Source organism: Pantoea sp. RG18 (assembly GCF_025910075.1).
Taxonomy (GTDB): Bacteria; Pseudomonadota; Gammaproteobacteria; order Enterobacterales; family Enterobacteriaceae; genus Pantoea; species Pantoea agglomerans.
This window is the reverse complement of sequence record NZ_JAPCIL010000015.1, coordinates 364666-383410: the sequence shown is the minus strand read 5'-3', so window position 1 is coordinate 383410 and position 18745 is coordinate 364666. Positions and strand designations below refer to the sequence as shown.

General features: G+C 56.6%; 13 protein-coding genes and 3 tRNA genes. 6 read left to right on the top strand and 10 right to left on the bottom strand.

What is annotated here, in order from left to right; genetic code table 11:
• Positions 1-11: 11 nt before the first annotated feature.
• The 4 genes from rlmM to OK409_RS18055 all read right to left on the bottom strand — a co-directional run bounded on the left by rlmM (position 12) and on the right by OK409_RS18055 (position 3027).
• Positions 12-1112: a 23S rRNA (cytidine(2498)-2'-O)-methyltransferase RlmM gene (gene rlmM / locus OK409_RS18070; protein WP_010248609.1), complete on the bottom strand. Its 1101-nt coding sequence runs from the start codon at positions 1110-1112 to the stop codon at positions 12-14.
• Positions 1105-1500: a DUF423 domain-containing protein gene (locus OK409_RS18065; RefSeq protein WP_010248611.1), complete on the bottom strand. Its 396-nt coding sequence runs from the start codon at positions 1498-1500 to the stop codon at positions 1105-1107. Before OK409_RS18065 ends, rlmM begins: the two co-directional genes overlap by 8 nt.
• A gap of 50 nt (positions 1501-1550) precedes the next feature.
• Positions 1551-2468 (bottom strand): transcriptional regulator GcvA, encoded by a 918-nt coding sequence (locus OK409_RS18060; protein ID WP_003854641.1) that lies wholly within the window; start codon positions 2466-2468, stop codon positions 1551-1553.
• A gap of 334 nt (positions 2469-2802) precedes the next feature.
• Positions 2803-3027, bottom strand: a complete 225-nt coding sequence (locus OK409_RS18055; RefSeq protein ID WP_010248613.1) for a YgdI/YgdR family lipoprotein — start codon at positions 3025-3027, stop codon at positions 2803-2805.
• 209 nt (positions 3028-3236) lie between these two features.
• Between OK409_RS18055 and csdA the strand changes: the two genes are divergently transcribed.
• Both csdA and csdE read left to right on the top strand, forming a co-directional pair.
• Complete coding sequence (gene csdA / locus OK409_RS18050; protein WP_264367298.1) at positions 3237-4445, top strand: cysteine desulfurase CsdA; 1209 nt, start codon at positions 3237-3239, stop codon at positions 4443-4445.
• Between the two features lie 2 nt (positions 4446-4447).
• Positions 4448-4903, top strand: coding sequence for a cysteine desulfurase sulfur acceptor subunit CsdE (gene csdE / locus OK409_RS18045; RefSeq protein WP_010248617.1), 456 nt, complete (start codon positions 4448-4450; stop codon positions 4901-4903).
• On the opposite strand, the gene tcdA is transcribed toward csdE, so the two are convergent.
• Entirely contained in the window at positions 4882-5694 is an 813-nt protein-coding gene (gene tcdA / locus OK409_RS18040; protein ID WP_033786744.1) for a tRNA cyclic N6-threonylcarbamoyladenosine(37) synthase TcdA, read from the bottom strand. The two genes, csdE and tcdA, sit on opposite strands and share 22 nt — an antisense overlap.
• Positions 5695-5742: 48 nt before the next feature.
• Complete coding sequence (gene mltA, locus OK409_RS18035) at positions 5743-6891, bottom strand: murein transglycosylase A (protein WP_010248620.1); 1149 nt, start codon at positions 6889-6891, stop codon at positions 5743-5745.
• A 203-nt stretch (positions 6892-7094) separates the two neighbouring features.
• Here mltA and OK409_RS18030 point away from each other — a divergent pair.
• The 3 genes from OK409_RS18030 (at position 7095) to OK409_RS18020 (ending at position 7444) form a co-directional block, all read left to right on the top strand.
• Positions 7095-7171, top strand: a tRNA-Met gene (locus tag OK409_RS18030).
• 65 nt (positions 7172-7236) lie between these two features.
• Positions 7237-7313: transfer RNA gene (locus OK409_RS18025), tRNA-Met, on the top strand.
• Positions 7314-7367: 54 nt separating this feature from the next.
• A tRNA-Met gene (locus OK409_RS18020) sits at positions 7368-7444 on the top strand.
• A gap of 110 nt (positions 7445-7554) precedes the next feature.
• Here OK409_RS18020 and amiC read toward each other — a convergent pair.
• On the bottom strand, positions 7555-8799 hold the full coding sequence (gene amiC / locus OK409_RS18015) for an N-acetylmuramoyl-L-alanine amidase AmiC (RefSeq protein WP_010248623.1): 1245 nt from the start codon (positions 8797-8799) through the stop codon (positions 7555-7557).
• Positions 8800-9031: 232 nt separating this feature from the next.
• Here amiC and argA point away from each other — a divergent pair, with 232 nt between their 5' ends.
• Positions 9032-10360, top strand: a complete 1329-nt coding sequence (argA, locus tag OK409_RS18010) for an amino-acid N-acetyltransferase (RefSeq protein WP_010248624.1) — start codon at positions 9032-9034, stop codon at positions 10358-10360.
• A gap of 49 nt (positions 10361-10409) precedes the next feature.
• Here the strand turns inward: argA and recD are convergent, their stop codons facing one another.
• The 3 genes from recD to ptrA are packed head-to-tail and all read right to left on the bottom strand — an operon-like array spanning position 10410 to position 18687.
• A complete protein-coding gene (gene recD / locus OK409_RS18005; protein ID WP_010671032.1) occupies positions 10410-12251 on the bottom strand; it encodes an exodeoxyribonuclease V subunit alpha in 1842 nt (613 codons plus the stop codon).
• Positions 12248-15787 carry an exodeoxyribonuclease V subunit beta gene (gene recB, locus OK409_RS18000; RefSeq protein WP_264367297.1) on the bottom strand — a complete coding sequence of 1180 codons (3540 nt, stop codon included), beginning with the start codon at positions 15785-15787 and terminating at the stop codon, positions 12248-12250. The genes recD and recB overlap by 4 nt, the downstream gene beginning before the upstream one ends.
• The gene (gene ptrA / locus OK409_RS17995) at positions 15784-18687 is read right to left on the bottom strand and encodes a pitrilysin (RefSeq protein WP_264367296.1); all 2904 of its coding nucleotides are present in this window, start codon (positions 18685-18687) and stop codon (positions 15784-15786) included. Before ptrA ends, recB begins: the two co-directional genes overlap by 4 nt.
• Positions 18688-18745 lie beyond the last annotated feature (58 nt).

Here is an 18745-nt window from a genome sequence, read left to right as displayed (position 1 = left end):
CAGCCCGGCGATTAGCGTTCGTCGCGACGACCACCGGCAGCCGCCCAGATTCGGCGCACATGTACGGTCACCTCTTCGCGGTCATGATAAAGCTGGCGGGCGCGAATCTGCACGTTAATGCCATTATCATCAAATCGTTCCTGCATCATGGCCAGATTCTGCGTCACCTCTTCATAGCGCTTTTTCATGGGCAACTTAAGATTGAAGATCGCTTCACGGCACCAGCCGTTGACCAGCCAGTCGGTCATCAGGTTAGCCACGCGCACCGGCTTCTCCACCATGTCACACACCAGCCAGCTGATGTTGGTGCGTGGCGGACGGAATTTAAAGCCATCCGCTTTCTCGTGCATCACCTGGCCCGTATCCATCAGGCTCGGTGCCATCGGTCCGTTGTCCACCGCATATACCATCATGCTGCGCTGCACCAGCTGATAAGTCCAGCCGCCCGGACAGGCACCGAGATCCACGGCGTACATGCCGCTGGCTAAACGCTCATCCCACTCATCCGCAGGGATAAAGACGTGAAACGCCTCCTCCAGCTTAAGGGTGGAACGGCTTGGCGCATCGGAGGGGAACTTAAGGCGTGGAATACCCATGTAAAACGGCGAGCTGTTTTCCCGGATGGAGTAGCCGACGTAACAGGTGCCCGGTGCGATGAAAAACACATGCACGACCGGGCGTTTCGGGCTCTCATAATTCAACAGGATTTTGCTTTCACGCAGTGCCGAGCGCAGCGGCACGGTGAACTTGCGGCAGAACTTAGTCAGCTCCTTGGCTTCGTTGGTGTCTGGCACTTCAACACGCAGTTCGCCGCCCTTTTCCACTACGCCGGTCAGCATGCCGACAATCGGGGTAATGCGATCTTCCTGCGGCAGGTCACGCAGCATTTCGCCGACGACCAGCATCTGACGGGCAAAAATCAGCTCGTCAAATGGCAACTCACGTGCCAGCCGCTCGGCATCTTCAAACTGATAGCACTCAAACAGCACGTAGCCAGAGTCATCTTTAACCCGTGGAAAGCCGTAGATTTCACGTTCAGCCGCTTTGGCGCTGATTTCCGCCGCACACTCTTTTTCAAAACCGGGACGACAATAGAGTAAAACTTTATTCATGGCGTTCTGCCTTTCGTTTAAGACGCAGCGCGCCAATCAACATCAATACCCAACCGGCGAGGAAACAGACCCCGCCCACGGGGGTGATAAAAACCCAAAACTTCAGATGTGACAGCGCCAGACAATAGAGGCTGCCACTAAACAGCACGGTGCCGAGCGCCATCAGCGCACTGCTCCAGTAAAACCAGATATTGGCGCGGCGTAACATCGCAGCACCCAGCCCCATCACCGCTAAGGTGTGATAAGCCTGATATTCCAGCCCGGTATGAATCCAGGCCATTTCAGCCGCACCAAGCGACTGACTCAAAACGTGGGCACCAAATGCGCCAAAAGCCACCAGCAGAAATCCGCTGATAGCCGAAAAAACAAACATGGCACGACTGGACATTAACCGATCCTCAGAGTCCTTTTGCATCTGAATGCAAATAAATCAATACGTTATTGTTGATAGCGAAAGCGGAATTTTTCTTGTTCGGTTGCAGCTTTTTCCAGGATCCACTGCCGGAAGGCGGCTATTTTACCCAGTTCTGCCTGACTGTCATGACAAACCAGATAAAAAGCGTTTTTACTGACTAATACATCATTAAACGGGCAGATTAATCGCCCGGCTTCTATTTCGCTCTGCGCCATGACGTTATTCGCCAGCGCCACGCCCTGACCATGAATCGCCGCCTGCAACACCATGGCGCTGTGGCTGAAGATTGGCCCCTGCTGTACATTGATATGCTGCAGGCCCAGTTGCCGGATATAAGATTGCCAGTCCCGGCGGGAAGCATCATGCAGCAGAGTAAAACGCGACAGATCCATCGGTGTTTTTAGCGGATTATCCCCGGTCATCAGCGACGGTGAACAGACCGGCAGCAGATATTCGGCATAAAGTTTTTCAACCCGCAGGCCGGGCCAGTTACCCCGGCCGTAAAAAATCGCCACGTCGACATCGTCGGCCAGTTTCTCTTCGTCGCGGTCAACCGCCTGGATACGCACGTCGATTCCCGGATAAGCCATATTAAAGCTGGAGAGGCGGGGAACCAGCCACTGAATGGCAAAGCTCGGCAGTAAACTAACGGTCAGCGCACCCTTGGCACTGCGTGCCTGCAGTTTGCGGGTCGCTTCGTTGATTGCCGAGAAAATCTCTTTGATATCGAGATAGTAGCTTTGTCCTTCTTCGGTCAGTAATAGCGAACGATTCCTCCGGCGAAATAGCTTTAACCCCAGAAAATCTTCCAGAGATTTAATCTGATGGCTTACAGCAGCCTGGGTGACAAACAGCTCTTCTGCGGCTTTGGTAAAGCTTAAATGGCGTGCAGCTGCATCAAAAACACGCAGTGCGTTGAGAGGAGGAAGGCGTTTCGACATGGTTTTCCGTATCCGGATCGGCAAAAAATACGCTGACTTATACAAAGCGTTTACGTATTAGAATTTTTAATCCGAGGCATTATAATTTGTCCGTTGAGGAACCTCCAGCAAATACCTATAGTTGCCGCACTTCCTGAGCCGGAACGAAAAGTTTTTAGATTTGTGAGTGAGTTCGCAGATTTTCTGAAAGCTTTTGGCTTGTGGTCGTGATGTTGTGTTTGCAATTTTTGATCCGACGATTGCGGATCGAACTCTTAATTCCTGTAGATTTACCCTGTCTGTCCATAGTGATTTTTAAATAGCACCGCAAATTGCGGTGCTTTTTTTTTGCTGCTTAGTTGCCAGACTCTACCATCTCTTTGACATCAGAGCGGTTGATTTGCTGCTCGTTGCCATTCGCATCTTTATAGCTGATCATGCCGGTATCGTTATCGACTTTAGGCTTGCCGGCAGCCACAATGGTGCGACCATCATTGGTATGCATCACGTAATTGCTTGAACAGGCACTCAGGGTAAAAGCCAGGGTACACACGGCCAGTACTGCGGTTAATTTTTTCATCTGCTATCTCCTTGTAGATTGATTGCATCAAACCACCCGCGTTACGCTAACCAGAGGCAGCCGATAAGTGAGATCGACTAGTAAACGTCCGATCGTTATGCGGGTTTGGTTCAAACCTTGCAATATTCAGCATAACGCGCTTTTCCAGCTTTGCCAGACGCAGACCATTCTTTCAGTGTGGTCCTAATTTTTCTTATCATGGACCAGGCATGACCGCATTTAATCCCACCGCATTTCGCCAGCAGTTTCCCGCACTCGCCGACGCAGGCGTTTATCTCGACAGCGCAGCGACCACGCTGAAGCCGCAGGCCGTCATTGACAGCACGCAGCAGTTTTACAGCCTCAGCGCGGGTACAGTCCATCGCAGCCAGTTTGCCGCCGCCCAGGCCTTAACCCATCGCTATGAGCAGGCGCGCAACCAGGTTGCCCGCTGGCTTAATGCCGCTGACGATCGTGAGATTGTCTGGACGCGCGGCACCACCGAAGCGATAAACCTGGTGGCAAACAGCTGGCTGCGCCCGCGCTTACAGCCTGGTGATGAGATTGTGGTCAGCGAGGCAGAACACCACGCCAACCTGGTGCCCTGGCTGATGGCTGCGCAGGCGTGCGGTGCCCGCGTCGTAAAATGGCCGTTAGGCGCGGATCGCCTGCCGGATATCAGCCAGTTGCCCACCCTGCTCAACAGCCGTACCCGCCTGCTGGCGGTCGGACAGATGTCGAACGTCACCGGCGGGTGTCCCGCACTCGATCAGGCGATCCCGCTGGCTCACGCCGTGGGCGCGAAAGTGATGGTCGATGGCGCACAGGGCGTGGTGCATTGTCCGCCTGACGTACAGGCGCTGGATATCGACTTTTACGCCTTTTCCGGACATAAGATTTACGGCCCGATGGGCATTGGCGTGTTATATGGCAAAGCGGAACTGCTGGAGGCGATGGAGCCCTGGCAGGGCGGCGGTAAGATGATAACGGATGTCGATTTCAGCGGATTCACGCCGCAGCCGGTGCCGTGGCGTTTTGAGGCTGGCACCCCGAATGTGGCGGGCGTGGTGGGCCTGAGTGCAGCACTGAGCTGGCTGGCGCAGTACGATCTGCCCGAAGCGGAGCGCTGGAGTCAGCATCTTGCGACGCTGGCGGAAGAGCAGCTGGCGGAATTACCCGGTTTCCGCAGCTTCCGCTGTTCAAATGCCAGCCTGCTGGCATTTGAATTCGCTGGCCTGCATCACAGCGATCTGGTGACGCTGCTGGCTGAGCAGGGAATCGCCCTGCGCGCTGGCCAGCACTGCGCGCAGCCGTTGCTGGCGGCGCTGGGCGTCAGCGGCACGCTGCGGGCCTCTTTTGCACCCTATAATAATCTGCAGGATGTTGATGCGCTGGTGCGCGCCATGAAGAGCGCCATCTCGCTGTTATCGGAGTTTTGATTATGCATTCATCGCCGTTAGCGCCACACCCGTTTGGCGAAGAGATTACCGTTGCCAGCCTGAAAGAGAGCTTTGGCCGCTTTCATCAGTGGGAAGATCGTTATCGTCAGCTGATCCAGCTGAGCCGCCAGTTGCCTGCCTTACCCGGGGAACTGAAAACAGCGGAAATTGAACTGAGCGGTTGTGAAAATCGGGTCTGGCTGGGCAGCCAGTTACGCGAAGATGGCACGCTGCATTTCTATGGTGACAGTGAAGGACGTATTGTGCGCGGTCTGCTGGCCGTGCTGCTGACCGCCGTTGAGGGCCAGACGCCGCAACAGCTGCTGGCAATGGATCCCTTAAAACTGTTTGATGAACTGGGCCTGCGCGCCCAGCTCAGTGCCTCCCGCAGCAGCGGCCTGCAAGCGCTGGCCGCCGCAGTGGAGCACGCCGCGCGTCAGGCGCTGACGGCGTCCTGACGGGCAGCACGCGCCAGAAACTTCTTCAGCGCATGCGAGACGGCAACAAAGCCGAAGGTGGCGGTTACCATGGTGGCCGCGCCAAAGCCGGATGTGCAATCCATTCTCTTCGGCCCCTCCGCTGTGCTGCGTGAAGCACAGACGCTGCCATCAGCCTGCGGATAGACCAGCGCTTCGGTAGAAAAGACGCAGTCGATGCCAAGTTTGCCCTTGCTGTTTTTCACCACGCCCAGGCTTTTCAGTCGTTCGCGCAGCTTCGCCGCCAGCGGATCCTGGATGGTTTTCGCCAGATCGGCGACCTGGATCTGAGTCGGATCGATCTGCCCACCCGCGCCACCGGTGGTGATCAGCGGGATCTTATTCCGGCGGCACCAGGCGATCAGCGCCGCTTTCGGTCGCACGCTGTCGATAGCGTCGATCACATAGTCGAAACCGGCTGCCATCAGTTCGGCGGTGTTCTCTGGCGTAATAAAGTCATCAATGCAGATCACTTCGCAGTCAGGATTAATCGCACGCAGCCGTTCTGCCATCACGTCCGTTTTAGCTTTGCCGACGTTGCCCTGCAGCGCATGAAGCTGCCGGTTGGTGTTGGTAATACAGACATCATCCATATCAATCAGGGTGATTTTACCAATCCCGGTGCGCACCAGCGCTTCCGCCGCCCAGGATCCGACACCGCCAATACCGATGACGCAGAAGTGTGCGTCAGCAAAACGTTGCAGCGCATCCTGGCCATAGAGACGCGCCGTGCCGCCAAAGCGCTGATGCCAGGCGTCATTTAACACTTTCATAGTTGAACCTGTTACGTCGTGCGGGCCCGAAGGCCCGCAGAGAAGAAGTTAGTTAGCGCCGAGAAGCAGTGAACCATTATTACCGTTTTGCGGGCTGGAGAACAGCGGTTGTCCGGCACCCGGTGCGGCTTTAATTACCCAGACGCGTCCGTAGTGATTATAGAAGCCCGCCAGATGCGCAGCGTCGGGGCCGATACCCTGATAGATATCAAAGTGCTGGCCTTTAATCGCGCCACCCACGTCGAGTGCCACCATCAGGCGCATCTCATATTTGCCGTTGAATTTGCCCTTCTCATTTAACTGCGGCACTTCAGCCAGCAGTACGGTGCCCGCCGGAATAATTGAGCGGTCAGACGCAACGGAGGCTTTCGCCACCAGCGGAACTGCGCTGGCACCGCGCACCGGCGTAAACGGCTCAGCCTTAAAGAAGACAAATGATGGGTTGGTTTCCAGCAGCGCACGGACCTCCTGCGGTGAGTGCTCCTGCGCCCACTGACGAATCGCCTGCATCGACATATCTTCGCGCTTCACTTCACCGCGATCGATCAGCTCTTTGCCAATGCTGTGATAACCCCAGCCATTTTTACCGGCGTAACCAAAGAAGGTCATCGGGCGGCCATCGCCAAAGTCGACATAACCACTGCCCTGCACATCCATCATGAAGTTATCAATCAGGGAATTGCTGTAGGCGATGATGTAGCGGTCATCGAGTCCGCCACTATAGATAGAGGCGCGGCTCGGTAATTTTTCTCCGCGTTTGCGCGGTGGCATGCGGTAGATGGGATACTGGAATTCACCCTGACGGGTGTAGCGCGCTTCTACTACCGGTGTGTAGTAACCGGTGAACTGCACGTTACCGTAGTTATCCGTTCCCTCCATCTGCCAGGCGTTAAGCCCATACTGACGAAGCTGTCGGGTATCGGCACCCGCCATCAGCCAGCTCTCAATCGCGCTATAGGTGCCGTTCTGACGGCTATACAGGGCGGATGAGGCGGACTGAATCTGACGGACCTGCTCGCCAAAGTCTCTGCCATTAACCGGTGCGCCTTTGGCATTGGGCTGATTCACCAGCGCCAGCGGTTGTTCCAGTTTGCCATCTTTATATTGCTGACCGCGATCGGTCGGTTTGGAGCTACAGGCCGCCAGCAGCGTTATTAACGCGCCAGTGAGTGCATACTTCACCCAATGTGATTTCATTATCTTCTCTTTTTATAACTGTTCGCCCCGCGACGATAGCAAAGCCCCCGACAGAATGAAATGCATCCGCTCAGACGTCACGCATATCAGTTTAATAATTAACCAGATGGTTGAATCCTTCAGCAACTGGCTGTTAATTTGGCTTTTATCTGCAAAAAGGGGTTGCATGAATTAGCGCGGAGAGTATAGTGCGCTTCCACGGACGCGGGGTGGAGCAGCCTGGTAGCTCGTCGGGCTCATAACCCGAAGGTCGTCGGTTCAAATCCGGCCCCCGCAACCAATACTTCTGCAGCAGTTTTACAGAAGTCACAATGTGAGAAGTAAAAGTAATAGAAGCAATACGGACGCGGGGTGGAGCAGCCTGGTAGCTCGTCGGGCTCATAACCCGAAGGTCGTCGGTTCAAATCCGGCCCCCGCAACCAATACTTCTGCAGTTGTTTTACAGAAGTCACAATGTGAAAAAAGTATGATACGGACGCGGGGTGGAGCAGCCTGGTAGCTCGTCGGGCTCATAACCCGAAGGTCGTCGGTTCAAATCCGGCCCCCGCAACCAATCATTTAAACACCTGAAAGGGTGTTTTTTTGTTTCTGACGTTCCCAAAAGCCGCTTCAGCCTCTTTCTGCCCTGAAAAGCGCGCGGATAGCCCGGCTACCCGCACTCCCTTACCGATGGGCCAGTGCCGCCCCACTCTCTACATACGCTTTGATGCCGTTCAGAATCGCCTCTGCCACCTGATGCTGGTAACGGGTGGTTCGCAACTTGCGCTCCTCCTCCACATTACTGATAAACGCCGTCTCGACCAGAATTGACGGGATATCAGGGGCTTTCAGCACCGCAAATCCGGCCTGATCCACGGTGCGTTTGTGCAGATGGTTGATGCGCCCCATGCGATGCAGCACCTCTTTGCCGAATTTAAGGCTGTCATGAATCGTCTGACGCTGCACCATATCGAACATGGTGTGATCGAGATAGCGGTCACCGCTTTTGCTGACGCCGCCAATCAGGTCTGATTCATTCTGAGTCTGAGCCAGGAAACGAGCCGCCGCCGAAGTGGCACCGCTGGTTGATAAGGCAAACACTGAAGAGCCGCGTGCCGCGCGGCTGGTAAAGGCATCCGCATGGATCGACACAAAGAGGTCGGCACGCTGTTTACGGGCTTTGGCAACCCTGACGCGCAGCGGAATAAAGACATCTTCATTGCGCGTCATATAGGCTTTCATATTGGACTCTTTATCGATCAGCGCTTTGAGTCGCCGTCCAATCTTCAGCACAATATCTTTCTCGCGGGTCTTATATTTGCCGTGCGCGCCCGGATCTTCCCCACCGTGACCGGGATCGATCATGATAATGATCGGACGATCGCGCCCCGCTTTGCCGGGTAAGGGCGCCTGCACCCCTTCATCTTTCTCCAGATCGCCCTGGTTGTAATCTTTCAGCAGGGCCAGCAGAGGATCGTCCTCAACCTGGTTCTGGCTCGGATAGAGATCGACCACCAGCCGGTGATTGATCCCGGCGACCGGCGAGAGATTAAAGATCTTCGGCGCGACGTTGCGCTTTAATTCCAGTACCACGCGCACTGTGTTGCTGTCGAACTGGCCCACACGGGCATTTTTAATAAAGGGATCGTCGACCCGAACCTGCTTATCTACCCCTTTCAGAACCGGATTGAGATGCAGGCCCTGAATATCAATCACCAGGCGTTCGGGATTGCTCAGCGCAAACTGCTTGTACTTCAGCGCAACATTGGACTCCAGCGTCATCCGCGAGTAGGTCGATGAGGGCCAGATACGCACCGCCACAATGTGGTTCTTCGCCGCCAACCCTGTCCGGCTGACGCTTAACAGCAGTAAGGCGCCCGTCCCCTGTAAAAATCGTCTGCGTGAAAAATGGGAATTAACGTCTGACATGCCGCTCCAGCTGCTGTGTAATGTCTAAAAAAGCGCCAGTTACTAAAATGGCGGCGAAAACTTTATCCAATCCGCAGCATGATGTCACCCCGGAAACCCTAAATAATGCAGGCTGTTAGCGGCTTTGACACCCAGAAAAACGTAAATTTTCGTCAGGATTAAGACTTGCAAAACCGGACGTAAAAGCATAAAAATACAAAAAATACGAATAAACATTCACTGAGGGTTGGCCGTGAAGGAACGTAGTACCGAACTGGTTCAGGGTTTTCGCCATACCGTTCCCTATATCAATGCCCACCGGGGTAAAACCTTTGTCATCATGCTGGGTGGCGAAGCGATTGAGCATGAGAACTTCTCTGGCATCGTTAATGATATCGGCCTGCTGCACAGCCTGGGCATTCGCCTCGTCGTGGTGTATGGCGCACGACCGCAGATTGATGCCAGCCTGGCTCAGCAGCAGCTGGAGCCGGTTTACCATAAGTTTACCCGGGTCACCGACGCGCAATCGCTGGAGTTAGTGAAGCAGGCCGCTGGCCGACTGCAGTTAGATATCACGGCCCGCCTCTCAATGAGTCTCAACAACACGCCGCTGCAGGGCGCGCATATCAACGTGGTCAGCGGCAACTTCATTATTTCACAGCCGCTGGGCGTGGATGATGGCGTGGATTACTGTCACAGCGGCCGTATCCGTCGTATTGATGAAGAGGCTATTCATCGCCAGCTGGATAACGATGCGATTGTGCTGATGGGCCCGGTTGCGGTTTCTGTTACCGGCGAAAGCTTTAACCTGACCTCGGAAGAAGTGGCTACCCAGCTGGCGATTAAACTCAAAGCGGAAAAAATGATCGGCTTCTGCTCTGAGCAGGGCGTGCTGAACAGCGAGGGTGAAATCATCTCCGAGCTTTTCCCGAATGATGCGCAGGCTCGTATCGATGAGATTGAAAAGGAAGGCGATTATCTTTCCGGGACCGTTCGCTTCCTGCGTGGTGCGGTGAAAGCCTGCCGCAGCGGTGTACGCCGCAGCCATTTGATCAGTTATCAGGAAGATGGCGCGCTGTTGCAGGAGCTCTTCTCACGCGACGGTATCGGTACCCAGATCGTTATGGAGTCGGCAGAACAGATCCGTCGCGCCAATATCAATGATATCGGCGGCATCCTCGAATTGATCCGTCCGCTGGAGCAGCAGGGTATTCTGGTGCGTCGCTCGCGCGAGCAGCTGGAAATGGAAATTGATAAGTTCACCATCATTCAGCGCGATAATCTGACCATCGCCTGTGCAGCACTCTATCCATTTATGGATGAGAAGATTGGCGAAATGGCCTGTGTGGCGGTTCATCCTGACTATCGCAGCTCTTCACGCGGTGAGATGTTGCTGCAACGCGTGGCACTTCAGGCACGCCAGATGGGGCTGGAAAAACTGTTTGTGTTAACCACCCGCAGCATCCACTGGTTCCAGGAACGCGGCTTTACGCCGGTAGATATTGAGTCCCTGCCCGAGAGTAAAAAAGAGATGTATAACTATCAGCGCCGTTCAAAAGTGTTGATGGCCGATCTCACCTGATTCAATCCGTAAGGGACAGGCCCCCCCGCGTGGTCTGTCCCCTCTCTTCTCAGCCAGATTCCCCTAGTCGCTCCACCAGACCGCTGCGTCGCTGCGTTTGCAGCTGCACGGCACGCTGAAATACGCCGGGTTCGCTGTAGATGGTCAGTTGCCGCCGTGCACGTGTAATCGCGGTATAGACCAGTTCACGGGTCAGCACCGGCAGAAACTGCGTGGGCATCACCAGCGCGGTATGATCAAACTCCGAGCCCTGTGATTTGTGCACCGTCATCGCCCAGGCCGTTTCATGTGAGGGTAACCGGCTCGGCTGAATCGCCTTGATCGATCCATCCGGCAGCGGGAAAAAGACCTTCAGGTTGCCCTCTTCATCCCGCATCGTCATGCCAATATCGCCATTAAACAGGCCGAGCGCGCTGTCATTTCGGGTGATCATCACCGGACGCCCTTCATACCAGCGGCTGCCCATGCCAGGACGACGGATGCGCTGCAGCTGCATCAGTCGCTGCTCAATACGCTGGTTCAGACCCTGCACGCCAAATGGCCCGTCACGTAATGCACACAGCAGCTGATAACGGCCAAAAGCGGCAATCACTTCTGCGGGCGACGACTGCTGTCTGATCAACTGCAGGAAGGGCTGATAACCCTGGGCTACCTCATCCAGCATCGCCTGATAAGCGTCAGCGCTGTTCAGCGGCTGGTAACTGATATCCTCATAAGCCGCAGCAAACACCGCCCTGACCTGCTCTGCATCGCCACGATTGATCGCTTTTGCCAGCTGGCCGATGCCTGATGAGTCATCAAAACGATAACTCTTCTGCAGCAGACAGATACTGTCGCGGACTGCGGGTGCCTGCACATCGTCACTGCCCTGCAGTGTGCAGCCGGTCAGCAGCGCGAGCTGTTCAGCCCGTGCCAGGCTGTAGCCGCTTTCGGTGCAGCGGCAGATGTCGCCCAGCACCGCACCGGCTTCGACCGAGGCCAGCTGATCGCGATCGCCCAGAAACACGACGCGGGCATGGGCAGGCAGCGCGGCGATCAGTTTTGCCATCATTGAGAGATCGACCATCGACGCTTCATCAACCACCAGCACATCAAGGTGCAGTGGGTTACCGGCATGGTAGCGCAGCCGCTGAGTGTCGGGCTGTGCGCCCAGCAGGCGATGCAGCGTGGTGGCTTCGGCAGGAAAACGCCGGCGTTCTTCGTCGCTGACCGCCAGTTCCTGCAGTGCACTGCCCAGTGACTCGGTCAGTCGCGCGGCGGCTTTGCCGGTCGGTGCCGCCAGCTGAATCCGCAGTGCACCGGGATTCAGGCGAATCAGGGCAGCGAGGAGTTTCGCCACTGTGGTGGTTTTACCGGTACCCGGCCCGCCGGAAATAACCGCAGTCTTGCGGGTCAGCGCCACGGCCGCCGCAATTTTCTGCCAGTTCTCCGGCTGGTCGTCAAACAGGCTGTTCAGCACGTCGCCTGCAGCATGCATATCAAACGCAGTTTTCACTTCCTGCGCAGCGAAGAAGTCGGCGACCCGGCCTTCGCTTTGCCACAGCCGATGCAGATATAAACGCTGATTGCTCAGCACCAGCGGCGTAACCAGGCTGCCATCACTCACAGCCGACCAGTCAGCAAAGCGTGCTGTCCAGTCTTCCGGCGCACCAGCGGCGTGCCAGATCGCCTGAGCCAGCGCAGGCTGGCGACCAGCGAACAGATTCGCTTCGCAAAGGTTGCTCAGCGGTAAACAGACGTGCCCCTCACCCGCGTCAGCGCTGACGCAGGCCGCAGCGAGCAGCAGCCCAGGCTGTGATTCCGGGGCCACCAGTTGGGCAAACTGTATATCCAGCGGTCGCAGGAGACGCTTCTCTACCGCCTGCAGCAGCAGACTCAGCATGTCACTCATAACATCTCCCCGGTTTCACCAAACAGTGCATCAATTTCTTCCACAAAGGCTTCAGCAGGTCGGGTGGCGAAAATGCCGTTGTCCGGCGAGCTGCCATCCATCCCGCGCAAAAACAGATAAAACACCCCACCAAAGTGACGCTGATAGTCGTAGTCCGGCAGGCGATGCTGCAGATAGCGATGCAGCGCCAGCGTATAGAGCTGATATTGCAGATCGTAGCGGTGGCCAATCATCGCCTGCGCCATCGCCTCTGGCGTGTAAGCGGCGTGGCTATCCCCCAGCCAGTTCGATTTGTAGTCGAGCAGATAATATTTTCCCTGCCAGCGGAAGACCAGATCGATAAAGCCCTTCAGCATGCCCCGCACCTGACGAAAATCCAGGGGGGCGGCCTGCTGAGAGAGGCTGTCGTGCCGGCGCAGCAGAGCGTCAAGATCCGCCGCAGTCAGCAGATTGTTGATCGGCAGATAGAACTCCATCTCAATCAGGCGTTCGCTGCTTTTTATCGCCGACAGCGTCAGCCCCTCAGCATTGAGCGGCGTATGTAAGACCCGGTCAATCCACTGTTCCAGAACCGGCAACCAGCTCAGCGGATAGCCATTATGCTGCAGCTGATCTTCCAGCCAGACGCTGTCCGGCGGTTCGGTAAAGTCGATCGACTCAAACAGACCATGCAAAAACGTACCGGGTGCCGCTCCGCGCGGAAAGTGGTGGGGTGTCAATGCAGCCTCTTCACCCTTCTCTTCTTCGCCCGCGGCATCAATATCAAAGTTGGGCATCGCATCCAGCAGCGGCGAGCTGTGATGCTGTTGCAGGCCTGAATAACTGGTTACCCGCCAGACGTCAGCCAGCGCGCGCGTAATGTCGCGGCTGCTTAAAACCTCATCGCCCTGCTGCGCATCCTGCCACATTTCTCCCGGCAGCAGAGCCTCTTCAACCAGCGCAATCCCTTCACCGGTTAACGCATTCAATCGCTGACTGAGCTGCTGCGCATCCGCCGCCTCACCCTGCTGCACCAGGTAGCCCAGCGCGCTCTTGTGCAGATCGCTTTCGCCCTCTTTTTTGCGGGTGCCTTTGATCAGTGGCGCAATGCCGACGCTGCAGTGATAGACCGAACGGGTCAGCGCCACGTAGAGCAGACGCAGATCCTCCGCCAGGCGCTCCTCTTCGGCCAGCGCCAGACTTTGTGCATCACCCTGCACATCCAGCAGTGCCGTGAACGTGTCGCGATCGTGATAAAGCGCGCTGGCCGCCTCGCGGAACCCGGCAGCAAATGGCAGCCAGACCAGCGGATATTGCAGTCCTTTCGATTTATGGATGGTGATGATCTGCACCAGATGGCGGTCGCTTTCCAGACGCAACTGCTGGCTGGAGGCCTGGCTGTTTGGCCGGGCAATCTGCTGCGCCAGGAAGCGCACCAGGGCGTGCGGACTCTCCAGCTGCACCGAAGCCTCCTGCAGCAGTTCACCCAGATGCATCAGATCGGTCAGGCGACGTTCACCGTTCTCCGAGGCCAGCATATTCTCTGCCAGCTGCCGCCTGATCATCACGTCACGCAGCATCGGTAACACGCCGCGCTGATGCCACAGCTGCTGCCAGACGGCAAACTGCTCCACCAGCGCATCCCACTCGCGTTCATTCTGTGTCAGCGCGTCTAGCGTTGCTGCATCAATAGCAAAGATTGAGGTCGCCAGCGCGCTGCGCAGCAGACGTTCCTGCTCAGGTGCCTGTATCGCCTGCAGTAACCAGAGCAGTTCGCGCGCTTCCGGCGTGGTGTAGACGCTGTCCCGGCTGGAGAGATAGACCGAAGGAATCGACAGCGCATTCAGCGCGTCGCGGATTAAACCGGCCTCATTGCGACTGCGCACCAGCACGGTGATATCGGAAGCCCGCACCGGCTGCAGCGCCTCGCCTTTGCCCAGGCGGGCGCGCCCCTGCTGTCCGGCCACCAGCCAGCGGCTGATATCGGCCGCACACTGCTGTGCCATAAACTGCTGGTAATCGCTGTTACCCACGCCCTCGCCAGGCTGCAGCCAGAACCGTAAAGCCGGTTGCTGCTGCTCGTCAAAAATCAGTTTCAGCGACTGATTGGGCGCAGCAGGCTTAACTGGCTGAAAGGGGATCGCCGAGAACAGAAAAGGCGAATCGAGCTGAGAAAATAGGCGGTTGACGCTCCCGACCATCTCAGGTGATGAACGCCAGTTGGTATCGAGCGTGTAGTGAGCGCTGACTTCGTTTCTGGCCCGCAGATAGGTAAAAATATCCGCACCGCGAAACGCATAGATCGCCTGCTTAGGATCGCCGATCAGAAACAGTGCCTGTTCAGGCTGATTAATATAGAGCGTGCGGAAGATGCGGTACTGCTGCGGATCGGTATCCTGGAATTCATCAATCAGGGCCACCGGGTAACGCGCCCGGATGGTTTCTGCCAGCAAAACGCCACCTGGCTGCTGCAGCGCTTCATCCAGTTTACTGAGCAGATCGTCGAAGCCTAACAGTGCACGTAACCGTTTCTCGCGCTGCACCGTGGCGCGCACATCGGTCAGCGCCTGCGCAATGATGACATCCCGCAGCGACAGCGGTTCTGCCAGAAACTGATCGATCGCCTCAAACAGCGAATGACGCGGCGCTTCACCCTTTTTAGTTTTCTCCTCCAGCACCTGCTGTCCAAAGCGCTCCAGCTCTTTGGGCAGCTGATAATCCAGCGTGTCGCTGCTGGCCCACTGCGTGACGCGGGCGACCCAGTTGGGCAGATGTTTACTGCTGTAGCTGCGCTTATCAACGCCAGATGCAGTGATAATGCCCTCAACATCGGCGCTGAGCGCCTGCCACTGCTGCTTGATGGCCTCGATGCGCGCCAGATTGCGGGCGTGCCGTGATGCCAGCGTCTCATCGGCGGCAGGCGGACGTTTCAGCCCCGGGGACTCCCCCTGTAGCCAGGGGCGCAGCGTGGCCAGCAGACTGTCCGGCCCGCTCCACTCTGCGGCGATGATCCGCGCCACATCCAGACTCAGTGGATAGCACTGACGACGCCAGAAATCGGCGGCCGACTGCTTCAGCAGCGCCTGCTCATCTTCAATCAACTCCTGCTCGAACAGCATGCCCGACTCAAAGGCATTGAGATTCAGCATCCGCTGACAGAAGCCGTGAATGGTGAAAATGGCGGCTTCATCCATCTGCCGCTCGGCAGCCAGCAGCTGCGCGGCGGCCTGACTCAGATCCGGAATCTGCTCCAGCAGTAACTGGTACATCGGATTGCTGCTTTTGCCGCGGATACAGGCCAGACGTAGCTGATGAATATTCTCGCGGATGCGCCCACGCAATTCGGCGGTCGCGGCCTCGGTAAAGGTCACGACTAAAATTTCTTCGACTGAGAGCGGCCGGCTGTAGGCGTTTTCACCGCCCAGTCCCAGCAGCAGGCGCAGATAGAGCAGACCAATGGTAAAGGTTTTTCCGGTGCCCGCTGACGCCTCAATCAGCCGCTCGCCTCTGAGCGGCAGCGTTAAAGGATTCAGCGATACGGGAGGTAACTGCGTCATTGGGTCTCACTCTTTACCGGCAGCGACTGCTGCAGTTGTGCCACTTCACTCCAGGTTTTCCAGCCAGGCTGACGGGCAAACTCAACTTTGCCATTGCCGGTGCCTGCAATCTGCGAGGTCATCACCATGCCCTTATGTTCGATCACGGCCTGCCGGAAAAAGTCTGCCAGGCTCGCCGGGGTTAACCGCTGAACCTGCTCTGTCATTTTTTGCCGGGTATCAAATTGATCATTCTGCCGATCAAAGTCGCGGCTAAAGCGATCCGCTTCCTCAAAGAGCGTCTGAGGACGCTGCTGCAAATCATTGATCATCGCCTGCTGATACTGGGCAAAGTCTGCCTGGCTCATACTGCGCAGACGTTTTTCCGCCTGCGGGTAGAAGGCCTGGTAGCGCTGCAACAGCCAGCCCGGTTGCTTGCTGTTACTTTGCAGCAGGAAGCCGATCCCCCACTGGCGACCCACTGGCATCTGGAAGGCAAACACCGCGTAGCCGAGCTGCTCTTTGGTCCGCAGCTGATTGTAGAACCACGGCTGCACAATCTGGCTCAGCATGGAGCTGTGCGCCATGCTCTGATATTCACTGTATCCCAGTGGAACATAGAGCGCGGCAAGGGCGGAGTCGGTGCTGCTGCCTTTTTGTTGCAGGTTGGCTTTCAGCGGTTTTTTAATCGAGACATACTGACTATGCCAGTCGCGGGTCGCATGACTCTGCATCTGCTGTTTGAGCTCATGCCCCAGCTGCGTCACGCTGTCAGCACTGAGGTTGCCCACTACCAGCATCTCCGGCGTCGCGTCGCGGAACAGCGTATCGCGATAGTCAGTAACATCCTTAAGTGAGAGTGTGCTTACCAGCTTGCGGCGAGCCTCGCGCTGGGTATATGGCAGCTGCGACAGCAGTTGCATCGGCTGAATCGCCTGTTCAAACGCTTTGCCCTTTTCCGCCGCGTCCAGCCGCTCCAGATACCAGGATTTCGCCTGCTCCAGCTGCTGTTCTGTCGGCTGGAAAGTGGCATAACCTTCCACCAGTTTCTTCAGCAGGGTCGGCAGACGCTGAGTGAAGCCGTTGGCGCTGAATACCAGCCCTTCATCTTCACCCGTTGAGAAGCTGATGCCGCCCACTGAAGCCTGTGAATTAAGCTCGTCCAGCGCCAGGCTGGAAAGGTAGTCATTCAGGCCAAATAGCACCTGCTGACGGGCATCACTGATGGTGTGCTTATTGCGTAACGCCAGGGTGATCGCCGCTTTTGGCTCGCTGGCGTAATAACGACTGGGCATCCAGTAAATACGCATATCATCCTGGTTATCCAGTCTCACCGGATGCTGATACGTTTTGCCGTCTGACGGTAACAGGGTGAAGTCGTCCGGGATATAGGGGTTCAGCACGGGCATCGCCAGCGTAATCTGGCTGGCGCGCTGCTGCCAGTCTGCAAAGGTTTGTGGAGTGATCTTCTCAACCTGATAAGGCGCATCCACAAAATAGGCTTTTTTGTTGTGCGGCTCCTGCGGACTGATGTACCAGATACGCGCATGCTGCGGGGTCATCTCTTTCAGCCGGGCATTAATCGCGGCGGCATCGTACTGATCCGCCAGATAAGGTGCATCCAGCGTATGTTCAACCGGTACGCGTAGCATGGTGTCGGCCAGCCATTCAATGTAATCCATATCGCGGGTAATTGAGGGATAGCGGAAGTCGAGCGCCAGCACATGCGAAACTTCATCGAAATAGCGCTTATCATCCCCCTGCTGACGCAGCAGATTGATGTAGCTGAATATCGCCGCCACGACCTGGTCGCGCTGCGCCAGACCTTTATCAGTCAGTGACGCGGTAATCGCAAACACGCCGCTGTTGCGCTCGGTCATCGGGTCAGCACCCGCATTCACCCCGTCGGCCAGCCCCTGTTTTTGCAACCAGTCAGTCAGCGTGTTTTTGCTGCGGTTACTGATTAAATAGCTTATCAGCGTGTCGGTTTTACTGCGGAACCGATCGCTGTTGTTGGCAATGCGGAATTCAATTTTGAGCTGCTTGCGCGGCTGAGCCGGAACGTAATGGATGATGATGCCCTGCTGCGCATCGGTCACCACCGGCATCGTAATCTCCGGCACGCTGGCGTCATGATTTTGCACCCGGCCAAAGGTTTTAGCCGCAATCGACGCCATCTCCGGCAGCTGTTTGTTGCTGTAGATCACCGCTTTCATCAGATTGGCGGAGTAATGCGTATGATAAAAGTCCTGCAGCGCCTGATGCAGTTTGCTGCCTGGCTTATCTTTCAGGGTCTCAAGATTGCCGCCCGAGAAACGTGACGCCGGATGCGCCGGGTTCAGGGTTTCCGCGCCGACCTGTGCCATACGCAGGCCATCGCGCGAGCGCGCCATGGTCAGCTCGGCATTCACGGCGTGGCGCTCGCGGTCAGCGTTAACCGGATCCAGCAGCGGCTCAGCCACCGCATCCGCCAGGCGATCAACCGCCGGTTCCAGCGCGTCATTTTCCACTTCCAGATAAAAGGCGGTGCGGTAAGAGGCTGTGCTGGCGTTGTGGCTGCCGCCATGCTTTTTCAGGAATTCAGCCAGGTTGTCGGGCTGCGGGTAGTGCTTTGAACCCATCAGCACCATATGCTCAAGGTAGTGCGCCAGTCCCGCCTGCTGATCGGGATCGTCCAGCGATCCTATCGGCAACGTCAGCGCCGCCAGCGATTTCGGTGCCACAGGATCGGAAACCAGTAATACCGTCATCCCATTATCAAGCCGGATAGCCTGATAGTGGCGGGGATCCTGTTCACTTTTGCGAATAGTGTCGTTAACCGGCTGCCAGCCTGATGATGCCTGCTCCTGCGCCTGCGCCTGCGCTGTGCAAGCCATCAGGCTTAACATTAGCGCCGCTATCCAGCGTGCGTGTACCCGCATGTAAACCCCTCTCGTTTCCCGATAAACCGCCAATGTCGGACGCGGCGGCTCAAAGCAG